The organism is Janthinobacterium sp. PLB04, from assembly GCF_021165895.1.
GTDB lineage: Bacteria > Pseudomonadota > Gammaproteobacteria > Burkholderiales > Burkholderiaceae_D > Janthinobacterium > Janthinobacterium lividum.
Map to the genome: position 1 here is coordinate 2,954,303 of NZ_CP088968.1, position 16,436 is coordinate 2,970,738.

16 protein-coding genes are annotated in these 16,436 nt (G+C 61.2%); 7 read left to right on the forward strand and 9 right to left on the reverse strand.

Features of this window, described 5'->3' with window-relative positions:
- Window positions 1-42: 42 nt before the first annotated feature.
- Window positions 43-771, reverse strand: coding sequence for an acetyltransferase (locus LSO07_RS13185; protein ID WP_151094663.1), 729 nt, complete (start codon window positions 769-771; stop codon window positions 43-45).
- 186 nt (window positions 772-957) lie between these two features.
- Window positions 958-2,634: an electron transfer flavoprotein-ubiquinone oxidoreductase gene (locus LSO07_RS13190; protein ID WP_174718100.1), complete on the reverse strand. Its 1,677-nt coding sequence runs from the start codon at window positions 2,632-2,634 to the stop codon at window positions 958-960.
- 264 nt (window positions 2,635-2,898) lie between these two features.
- Here LSO07_RS13190 and LSO07_RS13195 point away from each other — a divergent pair, with 264 nt between their 5' ends.
- Window positions 2,899-3,675 (forward strand): SDR family oxidoreductase, encoded by a 777-nt coding sequence (locus LSO07_RS13195; protein ID WP_034752351.1) that lies wholly within the window; start codon window positions 2,899-2,901, stop codon window positions 3,673-3,675.
- 22 nt (window positions 3,676-3,697) lie between these two features.
- Here the strand turns inward: LSO07_RS13195 and LSO07_RS13200 are convergent, their stop codons facing one another.
- Window positions 3,698-4,264 (reverse strand): LuxR C-terminal-related transcriptional regulator, encoded by a 567-nt coding sequence (locus LSO07_RS13200; protein ID WP_034784217.1) that lies wholly within the window; start codon window positions 4,262-4,264, stop codon window positions 3,698-3,700.
- Between the two features lie 147 nt (window positions 4,265-4,411).
- Between LSO07_RS13200 and LSO07_RS13205 the strand changes: the two genes are divergently transcribed.
- Complete coding sequence (locus tag LSO07_RS13205; RefSeq protein ID WP_151094665.1) at window positions 4,412-5,113, forward strand: CoA transferase subunit A; 702 nt, start codon at window positions 4,412-4,414, stop codon at window positions 5,111-5,113.
- A 20-nt stretch (window positions 5,114-5,133) separates the two neighbouring features.
- The gene (locus LSO07_RS13210; protein WP_070253603.1) at window positions 5,134-5,784 is read left to right on the forward strand and encodes a CoA transferase subunit B; all 651 of its coding nucleotides are present in this window, start codon (window positions 5,134-5,136) and stop codon (window positions 5,782-5,784) included.
- Window positions 5,785-5,834: 50 nt separating this feature from the next.
- Here LSO07_RS13210 and LSO07_RS13215 read toward each other — a convergent pair whose 3' ends face one another.
- On the reverse strand, window positions 5,835-6,245 hold the full coding sequence (locus tag LSO07_RS13215) for a DoxX family protein (protein WP_151094667.1): 411 nt from the start codon (window positions 6,243-6,245) through the stop codon (window positions 5,835-5,837).
- Between the two features lie 235 nt (window positions 6,246-6,480).
- Window positions 6,481-7,818, reverse strand: a complete 1,338-nt coding sequence (locus tag LSO07_RS13220; RefSeq protein WP_225317291.1) for a dicarboxylate/amino acid:cation symporter — start codon at window positions 7,816-7,818, stop codon at window positions 6,481-6,483.
- Between the two features lie 215 nt (window positions 7,819-8,033).
- Between LSO07_RS13220 and LSO07_RS13225 the strand changes: the two genes are divergently transcribed.
- Genes LSO07_RS13225 through LSO07_RS13235 form a run of 3 tightly spaced genes read left to right on the forward strand, consistent with a single transcriptional unit; the run spans window position 8,034 to window position 11,613 of the window.
- Window positions 8,034-8,915, forward strand: coding sequence for an alpha/beta fold hydrolase (locus tag LSO07_RS13225; protein WP_151094671.1), 882 nt, complete (start codon window positions 8,034-8,036; stop codon window positions 8,913-8,915).
- 54 nt (window positions 8,916-8,969) lie between these two features.
- The gene (locus tag LSO07_RS13230; protein WP_034784210.1) at window positions 8,970-9,320 is read left to right on the forward strand and encodes a RidA family protein; all 351 of its coding nucleotides are present in this window, start codon (window positions 8,970-8,972) and stop codon (window positions 9,318-9,320) included.
- A 40-nt stretch (window positions 9,321-9,360) separates the two neighbouring features.
- Window positions 9,361-11,613 (forward strand): RelA/SpoT family protein, encoded by a 2,253-nt coding sequence (locus LSO07_RS13235; protein ID WP_151094673.1) that lies wholly within the window; start codon window positions 9,361-9,363, stop codon window positions 11,611-11,613.
- Window positions 11,614-11,687: 74 nt separating this feature from the next.
- Here the strand turns inward: LSO07_RS13235 and LSO07_RS13240 are convergent, their stop codons facing one another.
- From LSO07_RS13240 to LSO07_RS13250, 3 genes are all read right to left on the reverse strand, one after another.
- A complete protein-coding gene (locus tag LSO07_RS13240; RefSeq protein ID WP_151094675.1) occupies window positions 11,688-12,638 on the reverse strand; it encodes a cation diffusion facilitator family transporter in 951 nt (316 codons plus the stop codon).
- A 117-nt stretch (window positions 12,639-12,755) separates the two neighbouring features.
- The gene (locus LSO07_RS13245) at window positions 12,756-13,631 is read right to left on the reverse strand and encodes a pirin family protein (RefSeq protein ID WP_151094677.1); all 876 of its coding nucleotides are present in this window, start codon (window positions 13,629-13,631) and stop codon (window positions 12,756-12,758) included.
- A 56-nt stretch (window positions 13,632-13,687) separates the two neighbouring features.
- Window positions 13,688-14,287, reverse strand: a complete 600-nt coding sequence (locus LSO07_RS13250; RefSeq protein ID WP_151094679.1) for an FMN-dependent NADH-azoreductase — start codon at window positions 14,285-14,287, stop codon at window positions 13,688-13,690.
- A gap of 125 nt (window positions 14,288-14,412) precedes the next feature.
- Between LSO07_RS13250 and LSO07_RS13255 the strand changes: the two genes are divergently transcribed.
- Window positions 14,413-15,318 carry a LysR family transcriptional regulator gene (locus tag LSO07_RS13255; RefSeq protein ID WP_034784204.1) on the forward strand — a complete coding sequence of 302 codons (906 nt, stop codon included), beginning with the start codon at window positions 14,413-14,415 and terminating at the stop codon, window positions 15,316-15,318.
- Between the two features lie 17 nt (window positions 15,319-15,335).
- Here the strand turns inward: LSO07_RS13255 and asd are convergent, their stop codons facing one another.
- Window positions 15,336-16,184 carry an archaetidylserine decarboxylase gene (gene asd / locus LSO07_RS13260; protein WP_151094681.1) on the reverse strand — a complete coding sequence of 283 codons (849 nt, stop codon included), beginning with the start codon at window positions 16,182-16,184 and terminating at the stop codon, window positions 15,336-15,338.
- Window positions 16,185-16,436 lie beyond the last annotated feature (252 nt).

A 16,436-nucleotide genomic window follows, 5' to 3' on the forward strand; every position in this document is an offset into this window, starting at 1 on the left:
GGAAAATATTGTGCGAATGGCAGTGCCGCCCCGGCGGCGGCTTCACACGGCGATGGCGCCGTGCTCCAGTTCCCATTGCTTGCGGCTGGTCTTCAGGATGTCGATGACCAGCAGCGCTTTTGCCTCATCCGTGGAAAGGTCTTCCATGAACATGGCATTGTTGGCGCGTATCCAGGCCAGCGGCATTTCCCACCAGGCCAGTTCCACCAGCCCGGCGCGCACCTTTTCGGAAAAGCGGTAGCGTAGCAGGCGCGCCGGCGAGCCCGCATATATCCCGTAGGGCTCGGAGCGGAAATTGGGTGGCAGCAGCGCCCGCGCGCCGATGACGCAGCCGTTTTCAATCACGCTGCCGCCCAACACCATGACTTCATCGCCGATCCAGACATCGTTCTTGATAACGGTGTCGTCGTACTGCGGTGGCTCGGCCGATTTCAGGCCGCCGCCCAGCACGCCGAGCATATAGGTCGATATCGTGCGCATTTCATGCTGGCCATTCAGCACGAAGCGCAGGCGCGCGCCGCCGGCGACAAAGCGCCCCACGCACAGGCTTTGCTTGCCGCTGTCGTATTTCACTTGCGAACCGACGCCGAAACCGGAGCAGCGGCCGATGAAGAAATGGCCAAAGCCCGGCTCCTGGTCGAGCCAGTCGCGGAAAAACTGCGGCGGCAAGGTGCTGCTGGCGCCATCGGCATAGCCGAGCACGGTGAAGTGGGCGGAGAGGGGATGATCTTGCAGGGTGCCTGTGTAATTGGCTTCTGTTGTGATTTGCACTACATTGCTCTTTGTGACGGTGAAGTTGCGGGAGGGTGATGCGACATGCGGCTGTCCGGCCAGGTCGGCCGCTGCCGTGGCGGGAATTGTAACTGGCGCGGGAAGCGATGGGAAAATTTCCAATAGGAAATTTATCGCGGCCGTATGAAAAACGCCCCGGCGAAGAAGCTGGGGCGTGCGGGAAACTTACATGTTCGGATAGTTCGGCCCGCCGCCGCCTTCCGGTGTCACCCACACGATGTTTTGCGTCGGATCCTTGATGTCGCAGGTTTTACAGTGCACGCAGTTCTGCGCATTGATCTGCAGGCGTTCGGCGCCGTCGTCGTTCTTCACGAACTCGTACACGCCGGCGGGACAGTAACGGGCTTCCGGACCCGCATACGTGGCCAGGTTGACGTCGACGGGCACGCTGGCGTTCTTCAGCGTCAGGTGGATCGGCTGGTCTTCCGCGTGGTTCGTGTTCGAGATGAACACGGACGACATCTTGTCGAAGGTCAGCTTGCCATCGGGTTTCGGATACACGATCTTTTTCGACTGGGCGGCCGGTTTCAGGCATTCGTGGTCGCCATGCGAGTGGTGCAGGGTCCATGGCGCCTTGCCGCGGAAGATCAGCTGGTCGATGCCCGTCATCAGGCTGCCCAGGTACAAGCCTTTCGACAGCCATGGCTTGACGTTGCGCGCCACGTGCAGCTCTTCATGCAGCCAGGATTGTTCAAAGGCGACAGGGTAGCTCGTCAGTTCGTCGTGCTGGCGCTGTTCGCCCAGCGCGCCGAAGGCCGCGTCCGCCGCCAGCATGCCGCTCTTGATGGCCGCGTGGCTGCCCTTGATGCGGCTCATGTTCAGGAAGCCCGCATCGCAGCCGATCAGCGCGCCGCCGGCAAACACCAGTTTCGGCAGCGATTGCAGGCCGCCGGCCGCAATCGCCCGCGCGCCGTACGAAATGCGCTTGCCGCCTTCGAAGAACTTGCGGATTTCCGGATGCGTCTTGTAGCGCTGGAATTCCTCGTACGGCGACAGGTACGGGTTTTCGTAGTTCAAGCCCACCACGTAGCCGACCATCACCTGGTTGTTTTCCAGGTGGTACAGGAAGGAGCCGCCGTAGGTTTTCGTGTCCAGCGGCCAGCCGCTCGAGTGGATCACCAGGCCCGGCTTGTGCTGGGCCGGGTCGATTTCCCACAATTCCTTGATGCCGATGCCGTAGGACTGCGGGTCCTTGCCGGCGTTCAAGTCATACTTGGCCATCAATTGCTTGCCCAGGTGGCCGCGCGCGCCTTCGGCGAACAGGGTGTACTTGGCGTGCAATTCCATGCCGAGCTGGAAGTCGGGGCCCGGTTCGCCATCGCGCTTGACGCCCATGTTGCCGGTCGCCACGCCTTTCACGGAGCCGTCGTCGTTGTAGAGGATTTCCGCGGCAGGGAAGCCGGGGAAGATTTCCACGCCCAGGTTTTCCGCCTGCTGGCCCATCCAGCGCACCACATTGCCCAGCGAGACGATGTAATTGCCGTGGTTTTCAAAGCAGGCCGGCACGGCGAAGCCTGGCGTTTTATACGCTTTGGTTTCCGTCAGGAACAGGATGCGGTCTTCCGTCACTTCCGTGTTCAGGGGCGCGCCCAGTTCTTTCCAGTTTGGAATCAGTTCCGTCAGCGCTTTCGGGTCCATGATGGCGCCCGACAGGATATGCGCGCCCAGTTCGCCGCCTTTTTCCAGCACGCAGACGGACACTTCCTGGCTCTTTTCAGCGGCCAGCTGCTTCAGGCGGATCGCCGCGGCCAAGCCTGCGGGGCCACCGCCGACGATCACCACGTCATACTCCATGGTTTCGCGCGGTCCGTACTGTTCAACTAAGTTATTAGGCTGTGTCATGGTCTCGATTTATAGTCACTCAATTAGGTAGCAAGGATAGGGAATAAAGCATCATCGGGGAAATTTAAGCACGAGTGTGCTTGTTTTTGGCGAGGATTGCAACTTTGGCGCCATTTTGCGTGACATTGCCCCTCGCCGCAATCTAAATCCGGCCATTTTGTGTAATGATGGCGTTTACCTTTGCTCAAGTGCGATGCAGGGTATTTTGCCCCTGTGCCAGTGGCACGGCGTAAAGTGTTGTCTAAAATAAAACAGGAGTAGCTCGTGGGCATAGAAGTCAATTTCGAGGGCAAGATTGCCCTGATTACCGGCGCATCGAGCGGCCTCGGCGCGCGCTTTGCGAAAGTGCTGGCCCAGGCTGGCGCACAGGTCGTGCTGGCGTCGCGCCGCACCGAACGCCTGAAGGAATTGCGCGCCGAGATCGAAGCGGACGGCGGCGCCGCGCATGTGGTGTCGCTCGACGTGACCGATTTCGCCAGCATCAAGTCGGCCATCGCGCATGCGGAAACGGAAGCGGGCCCCATTGATATCCTCGTCAACAATTCCGGTGTCTCCACCACGCAACGCCTGGTCGACGTCACGCCCGAAGATTACTCGTTCGTGATGGACACCAACCTGCGCGGATCGTTCTTCGTGGCCCAGCAAACGGCCAAGCGCATGATCGCGCGCGCCAAGGGCGACCCGAAGAAACAGCACCGCATCATCAATATCGCCTCGATGGCAGGCTTGCAGGTGCTGCCGCAGATCGGCGTGTACTGCATGAGCAAGGCGGGCATGGTGCACATGACGCGCGCCATGGCCGTGGAGTGGGGCAAGTACGGCATCAACACGAACGCCATCTGCCCCGGCTATATTTCCACGGAAATCAATGAAGATTACTTTGCCACCGAGCAGGGCAAGAAATTGATCGAAATGCTGCCGAATAAACGTCCGGGCAAGCCGGAAGACCTCGACGGCCTGCTGCTGTTGCTGGCGGGCGAGGATTCGCATTTCATCAATGGCGCCATTATTTCTGCAGACGGTGGAATGAGTACCTTCTAAGGCACCGGCTTGCGCTGCAGCCCTAGCGCTGCAGCTGCAAGCCCACCAGCTTGTGTACCAGCTCGGACGAGGTCGAAGCGGCGAACTTGCGCATCAGCTTGGCACGGTGCATTTCCACCGTGCGGGGGCTGAGGTCGATCTGGCGGGCGATGACCTTGCTGGTCTTGCCTTCGACCAGCAGGGCGGCGATTTCGCGCTCGCGCGGGGTCAGCTCCGCCGTCACGGGACGTTTCTCGCTGACATCCTCGAACGTCCAGATGCCCGGCCCCAGCGGCTGTGCGGCCAGCATGGCGTGGCCCGTGACGTGGCACCAGAACAATTCACCATTACTGCGGCGCATGATGCGCTCGTCCGAATAGCGTCCCTTGGCGTTCATGATGGGGATGATGCGGTCACCGGTGCGCAGGAATTCATCGTGCGTGGGGTAGAGTACTTCGAACGACTGGTCGTCCAGCTGGGCGCGCGCATAGCCGAACATGGCTGCCAGCGCTTCGTTGCAGCTGCGCATGATGCGGTTTTCCGACATGCACATGCCCACGGGCGCGTGCAGGAAGATGCTTTCATAATCGATGGCTGACGCGGCGTTCATCTGATACGTATCACTCTCACAGGGGGATTGCGGGCACGGCGCCGGTAGTTCTACGGTATTGTACTTTCCACTCGCGTATTTTATGCTGAGTCGCTGCCTGAGTCATGGACTCAAGACCAAAGCTTAACAAAAGATAGAGGGACACCCATGAATAAAGTTTATCCTGACGCCGCTGCGGCGCTGGCCGGTATCGTCCAAGATGGCCAGACCATCGCCGTCGGCGGCTTCGGCCTGTGCGGCATTCCCGAAGCCCTGATCGGCGCCTTGCGCGATTCGGGCGTGACGGGCCTGACAGCCATTTCGAATAACGCCGGCGTGGATGGCTTCGGCCTGGGCCAGCTGCTGACCACGCGCCAGATCAAGAAAATGATCGCCTCCTATGTGGGCGAAAACAAGGAATTCGCGCGCCAGTACCTGGCCGGCGAGCTGGAACTGGAATTCACCCCGCAAGGCACCCTCGCCGAGAAACTGCGTGCCGGCGGCGCCGGCATTCCCGCCTTCTTCACCAAGACGGGCGTGGGAACCATCGTTGCCGACGGCAAGGAGCTGCGCGAATTCGATGGCGAGCAATACGTGATGGAACGCAGCCTGGTGGCCGATGTGTCGCTGGTGAAAGCCTACATGGCCGACCGCGCGGGCAATTTGGTCTACCGCAAGACGGCGCGCAATTTCAACCCGAACGTTGCCATGGCTGGCAAGATCACCATCGTCGAAGTGGAAAAACTGGTCGAAGTGGGCGAGATCGACCCGGACCAGGTCCACACGCCGAGCATCTTCGTGCACCGCATCGTGGTCAACGCGAACCCGGAAAAACGCATCGAGCAGCGCACCGTGCGCACTGAAGCATAAAAAAGAATACGGAGAACATCATGGCTTGGACTAGAGACGAAATGGCCGCGCGCGCGGCGAAAGAATTGCAGGATGGCTTTTATGTGAACCTGGGCATCGGCTTGCCGACCCTGGTAGCGAACTATGTGCCGGAGAATATCGAAGTCTTCCTGCAGTCGGAAAACGGCTTGCTGGGCATCGGCCCGTTCCCCACGGACGATGAGGTCGATGCCGACCTGATCAACGCGGGCAAGCAGACGGTGACGGCCTTGCCCGGCGCAGCCTACTTCAGCTCGGCTGATTCGTTTGGCATGATTCGTGGCGGCAAGATCAACCTGGCCATCCTGGGCGCCATGCAAGTGTCGGAAAAGGGCGACCTGGCGAACTGGATGATTCCAGGCAAGATGGTCAAGGGCATGGGCGGCGCGATGGACCTGGTCGCCGGCGTCAAGCGCGTCGTCGTGCTGATGGAGCACGTGGCCACGGCCAAGGATGGCACGACGTCGCACAAGCTGCTGAAGCAGTGCGACTTGCCGCTGACGGGCGTAGGCGTGGTCGACGTCATCATCAGCGACCTGGGCGTCATCGACGTGACGGAAAACGGCCTGAAGCTGGTGGAATTGGCGCCGGGCGTGACCAAGGAACAAGTGCAAGAGGCCACGGGCGCTGAGCTGGACGTGTCGGCCGTATAAATGGCTTGTTGTATGGAATAAAAGGGCGGACAGCGATGTCCGCCCTTTTTTTATGCGCCGGCCTTGCCGCGCAGCCCGTCCAGGCTGTAGGCGCCGCCGCCCGCTGCCGCGAAATACAGGAAGGTGAAGCAGTACATCACGGCCATTTCGCCGCCATTCAAGATCGGCAGGAAACCGGCTGGCGCATGCGCCATGAAGTAGGCGGCCGCCATCTGGCCCGACAGGATGAAGGCGACGGGGCGCGTGAACAGGCCGACCAGCAGCAAGGTGCCGCCGACCAGCTCGATGACGCCGGCCGCCCCCATCACGGAAAACAGTTGCAGGCCGTCGAACATGGCCACGTGCGGCGCGCCGAACAGTTTCGCCGTGCCGTGTTGCAGGAAGAGGAAACCGAAGATGATGCGCAGCACGCCCAGCAGGCGTGGACTCCAGGTGGCGTAGAAGGCGGGCGAGAGGGACATGACGTACTCCATTCAAAAGTGAGGATGGTTCGGTGTCAGGCTTGCATTAACGCAATGTCATTATGCGGGAGCTTGCGGGCGAACAGTGTTGTAACTGTAATTCTTTTTGATTCATTGATCATCCAGTGAAATATTGATGCATGATTTACTGTGGATTGATGATGCGATAAGATGCGCGCGCCATGAAAAAAGCCCCGCAGATCGCTCTGCGGGGCTTTTCAATGAAGAGTACGGCTTACTTGACGATATTCACGGCCGGGGCGACATACGCGTCGTCGGTCGGGTGGGTGGGATGGGCCAGCTCGCTGTGCAGCTTGTCCATGTCCAGTTCTTTTTCCCATTTCGACACGACGATGGTGGCTACGCCGTTGCCCACAAAATTCGTCAGCGCGCGGCATTCGCTCATGAAGCGGTCGATGCCCAGGATCAGCGCCATGCCGGCCACGGGGATGGTCGGCACCACGGCCAGGGTGGCGGCCAGGGTGATGAAGCCGGCGCCCGTGATGCCGGACGCGCCTTTCGAGGTCAGCATCGCCACGCCCAGGATGGTGAGCTCTTGCCAGATCGTCAGTTCCGTGTTGGTGGCTTGTGCCACGAACAGGGCCGCCATGGTCATGTAGATGTTGGTGCCGTCCAGGTTGAACGAGTAGCCGGTAGGCACGACCAGGCCGACCACCGGTTTCGAGCAGCCGAGGCGCTCGAGTTTTTTCATCAGGGCCGGCAGGGCCGATTCCGACGAGCTGGTACCGAGCACGATCAGCAGTTCTTCCTTGATGTACAGCAAGAAGCGGCCGATGGAGAAGCCCGTGTACTTGGCGATCAGGCCCAGCACGACGAAGACGAACAGGAAGCAGGTCAGGTAGAACGAACCCATCAGTTTAGCCAGCGGGATCAGCGAAGCCAGGCCGTATTTGCCGATGGTAAATGCCATCGCGCCGAACGCGCCGACAGGGGCGACTTTCATGATGATGTTGACCATGCCGAAGATGGCGTGCGACAGCTCGTCGATCAGCTTGGTGACGGGACGGCCGCGCTCGCCCAGCAGGGACAGCGAGAAACCGAACAGGATGGCGATCAACAGCACTTGCAGGATGTCGCCCTTGGCGAACGCATCGACGAAAGTCTTCGGGATGATGTTCATCAGGAAATCGGTGGTCGTCATTCCTTCGGCGTGCGTGTATTGCGCGATCGACTTGGCGTCCAGGTGGGCCGGATCGGCGTTGAAGCCGGCGCCCGGTTTCAGGATGTTAGCAACCAGCAAACCGATGGCCAGCGCGAAGGTGGAGACCACTTCGAAGTAGATCAGGGCCTTGCCGCCCACGCGGCCGATCTTCTTGACGTCCTGCATGCCGGCGATGCCGGAGACGACGGTACAGAAGATCACCGGGGCGATGATCATCTTGATCAGTTTGATAAAGCCGTCGCCCAGCGGTTTCATGTCGACAGCGTTGGAAGGGTAGAACACGCCCAGCAGCACGCCGGCCACGATGGCGAACAGCACCTGCACGTACAGGATTTTATAGAATGGTTTTTTCACGAGTGGTCTCCTCTTGCGGGTTGATGCTGCGATCATCCACTCATTGCCAGGCCGCCTCAATTGTGGATAACCGCAGATATGCATTTTCGCTATATCGGGTATTGCGCCATGACTGGCGTGCTGCGGCGCAGCATTTCAGGCGTGCGCTTGGAGCATTGCCCGCGCTGCGCTACACTGCCGTAGCGTCGCGCGCGGGACACCCCATGGCAGGCAGGAAGCGGTGCTCTTTTTATATCGAATAAGGAATTGGCATGATCGAAGCGAGCATCAAATCCGTCCAGTGCATCTCCCCCGCAGGCTTGCACACCATGTCGTACAAGGAGTGGGGCGCGGCGGACAATCCGAACGTGCTCGTCTGCGCCCACGGCGTGACGCGCGTGGCGGACGACTTCGACAACCTGGCGCGCGCCATGGCCAGCGATTACCGCGTGATCTGCCCCGACGTGGTGGGACGCGGGCGCTCGGGCTGGCTGGCCAATCCCCAGTTCTACCGCGTGCCGCAATATGTGAGCGACATGGTGACCCTGCTGGCGCGCGTGCTGGCCAATGGCGAGCGCCAGACGGTGGACTGGTTCGGCACGTCGATGGGCGGCTTGATCGGCCTGGGCCTGGCATCGTTGCCGGACAGCCCGATCAGCAAGCTGGTGCTGAACGATATCGGCCCGACCCTGGCGCCGGAAGCCTTGCAGCGCATCGGCGACTATATCGGCCAGGACTTGCGTTTCGAGACATTTGAACAGGGCGCCAAGTTTGTGCGCGACGTGTCCGCCAGCTTCGGCCCGCACACGGACGCGGAATGGCATAAACTGGCGGTGGATGTGTTGCGTCAGGATAAGGATGGTCACTGGCGCCGCCACTATGATATGGGACTTGCCATGCCGTTCCGCTCGGCCACGCCGGAATCGGCGGCCAGCGACGAAGCCATGCTGTGGGCCGCGTATGATGCCGTGCGTTGCCCCACCTTGCTGGTGCGCGGGTCGGAATCCGATCTGCTGTCGCACGCAACGGCCACGCGCATGCTGGGCCGCGGCCCGAAGGCGGAGCTGGTGGAAATCGCCGGCGTGGGCCATGCGCCAACTTTTGTCCACGATGACCAGATCGCCATCGCCCGCAAGTTTTTGCTGGGCAAATAAGAAGGCAACAAGCAATAACGCTGTACAGATTTTGAAACAACCGAAAGAAGAAGCATGGAAATTACACGACTGCACGTAGGCAAACGCCTCTCCGAAGTAGCCATACACAACAACACCATCTACCTGGCGGGCCAGATCGCGGAAGACACCACGCAGGGCATCGTCGGACAGACGCGCGAAGTGCTCGGCCACGTCGACCGTTTGCTGATGGAAGCGGGCAGCGACAAGACTTGCATCCTGTCGTGCCAGATCTACATCGCCGACATGAAGGATTTTCCCGGCATGAATGAAGTGTGGGACGACTGGGTGGCTTCCGGCCACACGCCGCCGCGCGCCACGGTGGAAGCGAAGCTGGCCAATCCGGCATGCCTGGTTGAAATCGTCATCATCGCTGCAGAACGTTAAGTCATCAAGTTGTTGAGTTATTAAGTTTAAAAGGTATTACATGGTTTCCATCTCGGCCCCGAATAGCGTCACCTCGGAACAACTGGTAGAGGGCTTGAGTGCGCCGGACAGTGCGCGCGTGCTGGACGCGCTCGCGTATGCCACCGAAGCGTATGGCGACAAGCTGACCTTTGCCGGCCGCTCCGCGCTGGACTTCGCCATCGGCGTGGCCACCACCCTGGCTTTCCTGCGCAGCGATGCGGAAACGCGTATCGCCGGCCTGATGTTCGAGCTGACCCTGTTGGAACCGGACACGGCGGCCGACATCGAGCCGCGCTTCGGCAAGCAGGTGTGCGACCTGGCGACAGGCGTGCGCCAGCTGATCCGCTTGCGCGCGCTGACCCAGGCGCAGCACGGCAGCGCTGGCGGGCGCGGCAAGAATGCGGCGCAGCAAGCCGTGGCCCAGGTGGAAACCCTGCGCAAGATGTTGCTGGCGATGGCTTCCGACATGCGCGTCGTGCTGGTGCGCCTGGCTTCCTGCGTGACGACCTTGCGCTATTTCGCCGAGTTGAAATTGTTCAATGAAATGACGCGCGAGTACGGCAAGGAAACCCTGGACCTGTACGCGCCGCTGGCCAACCGCCTCGGTATCTGGCAGCTGAAGTGGGAGCTGGAAGACTTGTCGTTCCGCTTCATCGAGCCGGAAGCGTACAAACGCATCGCCAAGATGCTGGAAGAAAAGCGCATGATGCGCGAGGGCTTTGTTTCCTCGGCGATCTTGCGCCTGCAGACGGAGCTGGCCTCGGCCGGTATCCAGGCGGAAGTGTTTGGCCGCCCGAAACACATTTACAGCATCTGGAACAAGATGCGCGGCAAGGAGCTGGACTTTACGGCCCTGTACGATGTGCGCGCCTTCCGCGTCATCGTCGCCGACGTGAAGACTTGCTACACGGTGCTGGGCGTGGTCCACAATATCTGGACCCCCATCCCGAAAGAATTCGACGATTACATTTCGCGGCCGAAACCGAACGGTTACCAGTCGCTGCATACGGTGGTGACGGCCGAGGATGGCCGCCCGCTGGAAGTGCAAATCCGCACGAATGAAATGCACAGCTTTGCCGAATACGGCGTGGCGGCGCACTGGCGCTACAAGGAAGAGGGCGGCTCGAACTTTGCCGGCCAGAAATACGACGAAAAGATCGCCTGGCTGCGCCAGCTGCTGGCCTGGAAAACCGAGGTCGCCGACGCCGTCGTGGGCCAGGAAGAAATCCAGCGCGAATGGGTGGAAAAGCTGAAATCTGCCACCTTGGACGACCGTATCTTCGTCATGACGCCGCAGGCGCGGGTGCTGGAATTGCCCGTGGGCGCCACGCCCGTCGATTTTGCGTATCACTTGCACACGGACGTGGGCCACCGCTGCCGTGGCGCCAAGGTCGACGGCATCATGGTGCCCCTGAATACCCAGCTGAAAAACGGCCAGACCTGCGAAATCATCACGGCCAAGGGCGCACCGGGCACGGCCGGGCCGTCGCGCGACTGGCTCAGCGCCGGCTACGCCGTCAGCACGCGCACGCGCTCGAAGATCCGTGCCTGGTTCCACGCCATCGACATGCAGGAAACCCTGGCCCATGGCCGCGCGCTGGTGGAGAGATCCTTGCAGCGCGAAGGCAAGACGGCCGTCAACCTCGAAGCCCTGGCGCAAAAGCTGGGCTTTGCCAAGGTCGACGAACTGTTCCTGTCGGTCGGCAAGGATGAATTCAGCCTGCGCCACGTGGAGCAGGCGCTGCACGACAATGGCGAAGTGGTGGTGCCGGAAGACGCCGTGCTGGTCGGCAAGAGCCGCGCTTCCAGCGTGGAGCAGGGCGCCAAGTCCGGCGTGCTGGTGGTGGGGACGGAAGGCTTGATGACGGTGCTGGCCAAGTGCTGCAAGCCGGCACCGCCGGACAGCATCGTCGGCTTTGTGACGCGCGGCAAGGGCGTCTCTATCCACCGCGCCACGTGCAAGAACTTCGAGGAAATGCGCGCCAAGTCGCCCGAGCGCGTGATCTTCACGGAATGGGGCAGCACGGGCGGGCACGACACCGTGTATCCGGTCGATATCTTCATCCTGGCCGGCGACCGCCAGGGCTTGTTGCGCGATATCTCCGAAATCTTCTCGCGGGAAAAGATCAACGTCATCGGCGTGAATACCCAAAGCGCCAAGGGCCAGGCCCGCATGACCTTTACGGCCGAGATCAGCTCGACGGCGCAGTTGTTGAAGGCACTGAATGTGATCAAGGATGTGAGTGGGGTGCTGGAAGCAAGACGCAGTTAATCTTGTTTAACCCAAAAGCAGAGGCCGGGGTCAGACCCTCAGGGTCTGACCCCGGTATTTGCCCTTGGGTTCAATCAATGCGTCTTGTCACCCTGATGCAAGCCCGCCATCGCCGCCGTCTCCGGCTGCAAGGTGATGTGGTCGATGCCATGCTTACTCAGTAACATCTTCTTGATCGCCCGCAAGACCTTCGGCCAATGGTCGAGGTGTTCGATTTCCACGTGGCCGATCAGGGCCGGCTGGCCCGGCGACATATCCCACACATGCAGGTCGTGCACGGCGATCACGCCATCCACCTGCTCCACGTCAGCGCCCACCTGGATGTAGTCGATATGCATGGGCACGCCTTCCATCAGGAAATGGTAGGACTCGCGCAGCACGCCGAATGTCGACTTTAAAATCAGCAGTGACACCAGCACGGACAGCAGCGGGTCGATCTGCATCCAGCCCGTAAAGTAAATCACGGCGCCGGCGACGATGGCGGCGACCGAACCGAGCAAATCGCCCATCACGTGCACGAGGGCGGCGCGCGTGTTCACGCTTTGCTTGTCTTTCGACAATACCCACGCCACGACTATATTGATCGCCAGGCCGATGAAGGCGACGATGAAGACCATGCCGCCCTTTACGGGTTGCGGGGAGGAAAAGCGCAGCGCGGCTTCATAGCAGATCCAGCCCACCACGCACAGCATGGCCAGGCCGTTGACGAAGGCGGCCAGCGCTTCGGCGCGGCCAAAGCCGAACGAGTGGCGGGGCGAAGGAGGGCGGCGCGCGATCAGTTGCGCCAGCAGTGCCAGGCCCAGCGCGGCCGCGTCCGTGACCATGTGGCCCGCGTCGGAAATCAGGGCCAGCGAATTGGACAGGAAGCCGGCCGCCACTTCGATCCCGGCAAATGACAGGGTCAGGCCCAGCGCCCAGGCGAGGATGCTCTGGCTGCGCCCCTCGAACGAGTGGGTGTGCTTGGCGTCGCCTTTCAGGTGGGCGTGCAAATGGGTGGCGTCGTGTTCGGTGTGCGTCGGTTGCATGGAATGCTTTGTGGAATGATGTTGCCGCCAGTGTAATTGAAAAGCAACAAAGTAGTCGGCACGTAAAAAAACCTGCAGGCCCGGAGGCACTGCAGGTTTTTGATGAGGCAGACAACTTTACTGCACGGCCGTCTCGCCAAACTTGCCTTCGCGGAAATCCTGAACGGCCTGGAACACTTCCGCCTGGGTATTCATGACGAACGGGCCATATTGCGCGATGGGTTCGTTCAAGGGCTGGCCGGCGACGAGGATTACGCGGCCGCCTTGCGGCGCCTCGATGCGCACGCCGTCGCTGCCCGGCGTGTTGGCGAAGATCGCCATGCGCAGGGCGGGCACGGCCTTGCCGTCGACCTGCACTTCGCCACGGAAGGTGTAGATGAAAGCGTTATGGCCTGGCGGCAATGGCTGCTCGAAGCTGCTGCCGGCCGGCAAGTCGATATCGAGGTACAACGGTTCCGTCAGCTCGCGCTGCACGGCGCCCGTCACGCCATGGCTCTCGCCGGCGATCACTTGCACGGTCACGCCCGCATCCGTCGTGTAGCGGGGGATTTCGCTGCTGGTGAAATCGCGGTACCACGGCGTGCGCATCTTGTCGCGTGCGGGCAGGTTCAGCCACAGCTGAAAACCTTCCATCACGCCTTCTTCCTGTTCCGGCATTTCCGAGTGGATCACGCCGCTGCCGGCCGTCATCCATTGCACGCCGCCCGAGGTCAGCAAGCCTTCGTGGCCCGCGCTGTCCTTGTGGCGCATGCGTCCCGTGATCATGTACGACACGGTCTCGAAACCGCGGTGCGGATGCTCGGGGAAGCCGGCGATATAGTCGTTCGGCTTGTCGCTGGCAAAGTTGTCGAGCATTAGGAACGGGTCGAGGCGGCGCTGCAGCTGCTGCGTCAGCACGCGGTTGATCTTCACGCCGGCGCCATCCATGACAGCCTGGCCGGCGATCACGCGCTCGACGGCGCGTGGCTTGTTGACGGTGGTGGTATCGCTCATTGTTCTCTCCTCTAGGCCAGGGCGGCGCCAGTGCGCCGCCCCTTTCACTGCTGGGATTACACCAGGATGGCGTTGATCTCGGCATCCGCCTGGGCTTGCGCCTTGGCCACGGCTTCCGGGCCCATGCCCATGCCTTCCGAATACACGTATTGCACGTCGGTCAGGCCCAGGAAACCGAACATGGTGTTCAGGTAAGGCACCTGGCTATCGTTGGCGCTGTCGCGGTGCAAGCCGCCGCGGGACAGGCCCACGTAGACTTTCTTGCCGGTCAGCAGGCCCACGGGGCCGTTTTCCGTGTACTTGAAGGTGACGTTGGCGCGGGCAATCGCGTCGAACCAGCTTTTCAGTTGCACGGTGATGCCGAAGTTGTACATCGGCGCGCCGATGACGATCACGTCAGCCGCTTGCACTTGCGCAATCAGCGCATCGTCCAGGGCGATGCGGGCCGCTTGCTCCGGCGTGCGCTTGTCTGCCGGGGTGAACAGCGCTTGCAGGGTCGGCTCGTCGAGCACGGGGTGCGGTGCGGCAGCCAGGTCGCGGCGGGTCAGGGTGGCACCGGGGTTGGCCGCTTGCACGCGGGTAACGATGGCGTCAGCCAGGCGGGTCGAGGCGGAACCGGTGCTGCGGGCGCTGGAATTGATTTGCAGGATGTTCATCTTGTTTTCTCCGTTGTGAGGTGTCTTGCGATGGATGAACTATAGCAATTCCAAAATTGATGCGGAAGCCGTTAAAATGGATAACATTAACCCACTGATGGAACAATGAAGTGTAAAGGTAAGCTATGGATATCGATCCCGGAGATTTGCTGCTGTTTGCGCGCGTCGTCGAGTGCGGCAGTTTCTCGCGCGCCGCCGTGCGCGTGGACTTGCCCAAGTCGACCCTGTCGCGGCGCATCTCGCTGCTGGAAGCGAAGTTGGGCGAACGCCTATTGCTGCGCACCACGCGCAAGCTGGCGCTGACGGAGTTTGGCGCCAGCCTGCTCGAGCATGCGCGCAAGGTGGTGGAAGAGACGGAGGCGGCCGGCGCGCTGGCACAGCACCGCCAGGCAGGACCCAGCGGCTTGCTGCGCATTTCCATGCCGGCCGACTTTGGCGACACCCTGATGCGCCAGGTGCTGGCCGAGTTCGTGCGCCGCTATCCGGCCATTTCGCTGGAACTGGACTTGTCGGCGCGCCGCGTGGATTTACTGGAAGAGAATTTCGACCTGGCCATCCGCATGGGCAACTTGCCCGACGACGCCAGCCTGGCCGCGCGCCGCGTGGCGTTCAGTACGCTCGCCCTGTATGCCTCGCCGCAATACACGAGCGTGCACGGCTTGCCCGAGCATCCCGACGATCTGTATGGCCACGATTTGCTCAGCTTGCCACGGGCCGTGCATGGCCTCGTGCACTGGACTTTGATCCGCGGCAAGACGACGTGGGAGCGCGATTTGCCCGTACGCCTGCTGGCTAATTCGCCGGAATTGCTGGTGCGCATGGCGTGCACGGGCGTGGGCATCGCGGCCAGCACGGACCGCTTTGCCAAGGCGTATGTGGCGACGGGGGAACTGGTGCGGGTATTGCCGGAATGGAGTTTTCCGCTGGTCACGGGCTGGGCCGTGTTTCCCGGCCGGCGTTTGATGCCGGCCAAGACGCGCGCGTTTCTGGACCTGATGGAAGAAATGTATCAAACGGATGCGCCCGTGTAGGCGCGCACCCAGATAATTTATTTGGGCAAGTTGCCCATGACTTCACCCAGCTGCACGGGGCCGGCCGGTTGCCAGTTGGCATTGAACGTCACGGTATCTTTCGGGAACAGCATGACGACGGTGGAGCCGAGCAGGAAGCGGCCCAGCTCTTCGCCCTGCTTCAGCACGACATTGTCGTTCGCATAGCTCCAGTCGCGTACTTGGCCTGTGCGGGGCGGGTTGACGACGCCGTGCCAGACGGTGGCCATGCTGCCGACGATGGTGGCGCCCACCAGGGTCATGACGAAGGGGCCGTTGGCCGTATCGAACACGCAGACGACCCGCTCGTTGCGGGCGAACAGGCCGGGGATGCCGCGCGCCGTCGTCGGGTTGACGGAGAACAGTTCACCGGGCACATAAATCATGCGCGTCAGGCGGCCGTCGCACGGCATGTGGATGCGGTGGTAGTCGCGCGGGCTCAGGTACAGATTGGCGAAGCTGCCGTGTTCGAACTGGGCCGCCAGTGCCGCATCGCCGCCCACCAGGGCCGTGGTGCTGAAGCTGTGGCCCTTGGCCTGGAAGATCTGGTCCCTGTCGATCGTGCCGAACTGGCTGATGCGGCCATCGACGGGGCAGACGTAGTCGGCTTGCGCCAGCGGACGGGCGTCGGGGCGCAGCGCGCGCGTGAAAAAGTCGTTGAAACTCGTGTAATGCGTGATGTCCGGGTCCAGCGCCTCATCCATGTTGACGTTGTAGCGGCCGACGAACCAGCGGATCAAACGCGTCGTCATGGCGCCGCCCTTGGCACCGGCGACACGGCCGGCAAAATTGGTCAACGCTCCCTTGGGCAGCAGATATTGAGGCAAAACGGCAAGACGGTCAGACACGATGGGAAGCCTTTGACGGGGTGATGGGAACAATGATGAAAACGCATTATAGCGGCGATGTGGCGCGCAATGATATGTACCGTATGCAAGGGGGCGTAGTGCAGTCGGCCGCCGAATTTAATTTGCCATAGGAAATATTTTCAGGAAACTGTGTCACTCGGAAAAAATTACAGCACAATACAGCGGCCTGTTTTTTAGCTTTTAGCCATTTTTATTCAGCCAAATTTTTTAGCCAGGTCATGATGCCACGCC

Coding starts and splice junctions, on each gene's coding strand:
- LSO07_RS13245 (WP_151094677.1), bottom strand. CDS start 13,631: ATGAGCGATACCACCACCGTCAACAAGCCACGCGCCGTCGAGCGCGTG.
- LSO07_RS13240 (WP_151094675.1), bottom strand. CDS start 12,638: ATGCAACCGACGCACACCGAACACGACGCCACCCATTTGCACGCCCAC.
- LSO07_RS13210 (WP_070253603.1), top strand. CDS start 5,134: ATGGCTTGGACTAGAGACGAAATGGCCGCGCGCGCGGCGAAAGAATTG.
- LSO07_RS13215 (WP_151094667.1), bottom strand. CDS start 6,245: ATGTCCCTCTCGCCCGCCTTCTACGCCACCTGGAGTCCACGCCTGCTG.
- LSO07_RS13230 (WP_034784210.1), top strand. CDS start 8,970: ATGGAAATTACACGACTGCACGTAGGCAAACGCCTCTCCGAAGTAGCC.
- LSO07_RS13200 (WP_034784217.1), bottom strand. CDS start 4,264: ATGAACGCCGCGTCAGCCATCGATTATGAAAGCATCTTCCTGCACGCG.
- LSO07_RS13190 (WP_174718100.1), bottom strand. CDS start 2,634: ATGACACAGCCTAATAACTTAGTTGAACAGTACGGACCGCGCGAAACC.
- LSO07_RS13255 (WP_034784204.1), top strand. CDS start 14,413: ATGGATATCGATCCCGGAGATTTGCTGCTGTTTGCGCGCGTCGTCGAG.
- LSO07_RS13235 (WP_151094673.1), top strand. CDS start 9,361: ATGGTTTCCATCTCGGCCCCGAATAGCGTCACCTCGGAACAACTGGTA.
- LSO07_RS13220 (WP_225317291.1), bottom strand. CDS start 7,818: ATGATCGCAGCATCAACCCGCAAGAGGAGACCACTCGTGAAAAAACCA.
- LSO07_RS13205 (WP_151094665.1), top strand. CDS start 4,412: ATGAATAAAGTTTATCCTGACGCCGCTGCGGCGCTGGCCGGTATCGTC.
- LSO07_RS13250 (WP_151094679.1), bottom strand. CDS start 14,287: ATGAACATCCTGCAAATCAATTCCAGCGCCCGCAGCACCGGTTCCGCC.
- LSO07_RS13225 (WP_151094671.1), top strand. CDS start 8,034: ATGATCGAAGCGAGCATCAAATCCGTCCAGTGCATCTCCCCCGCAGGC.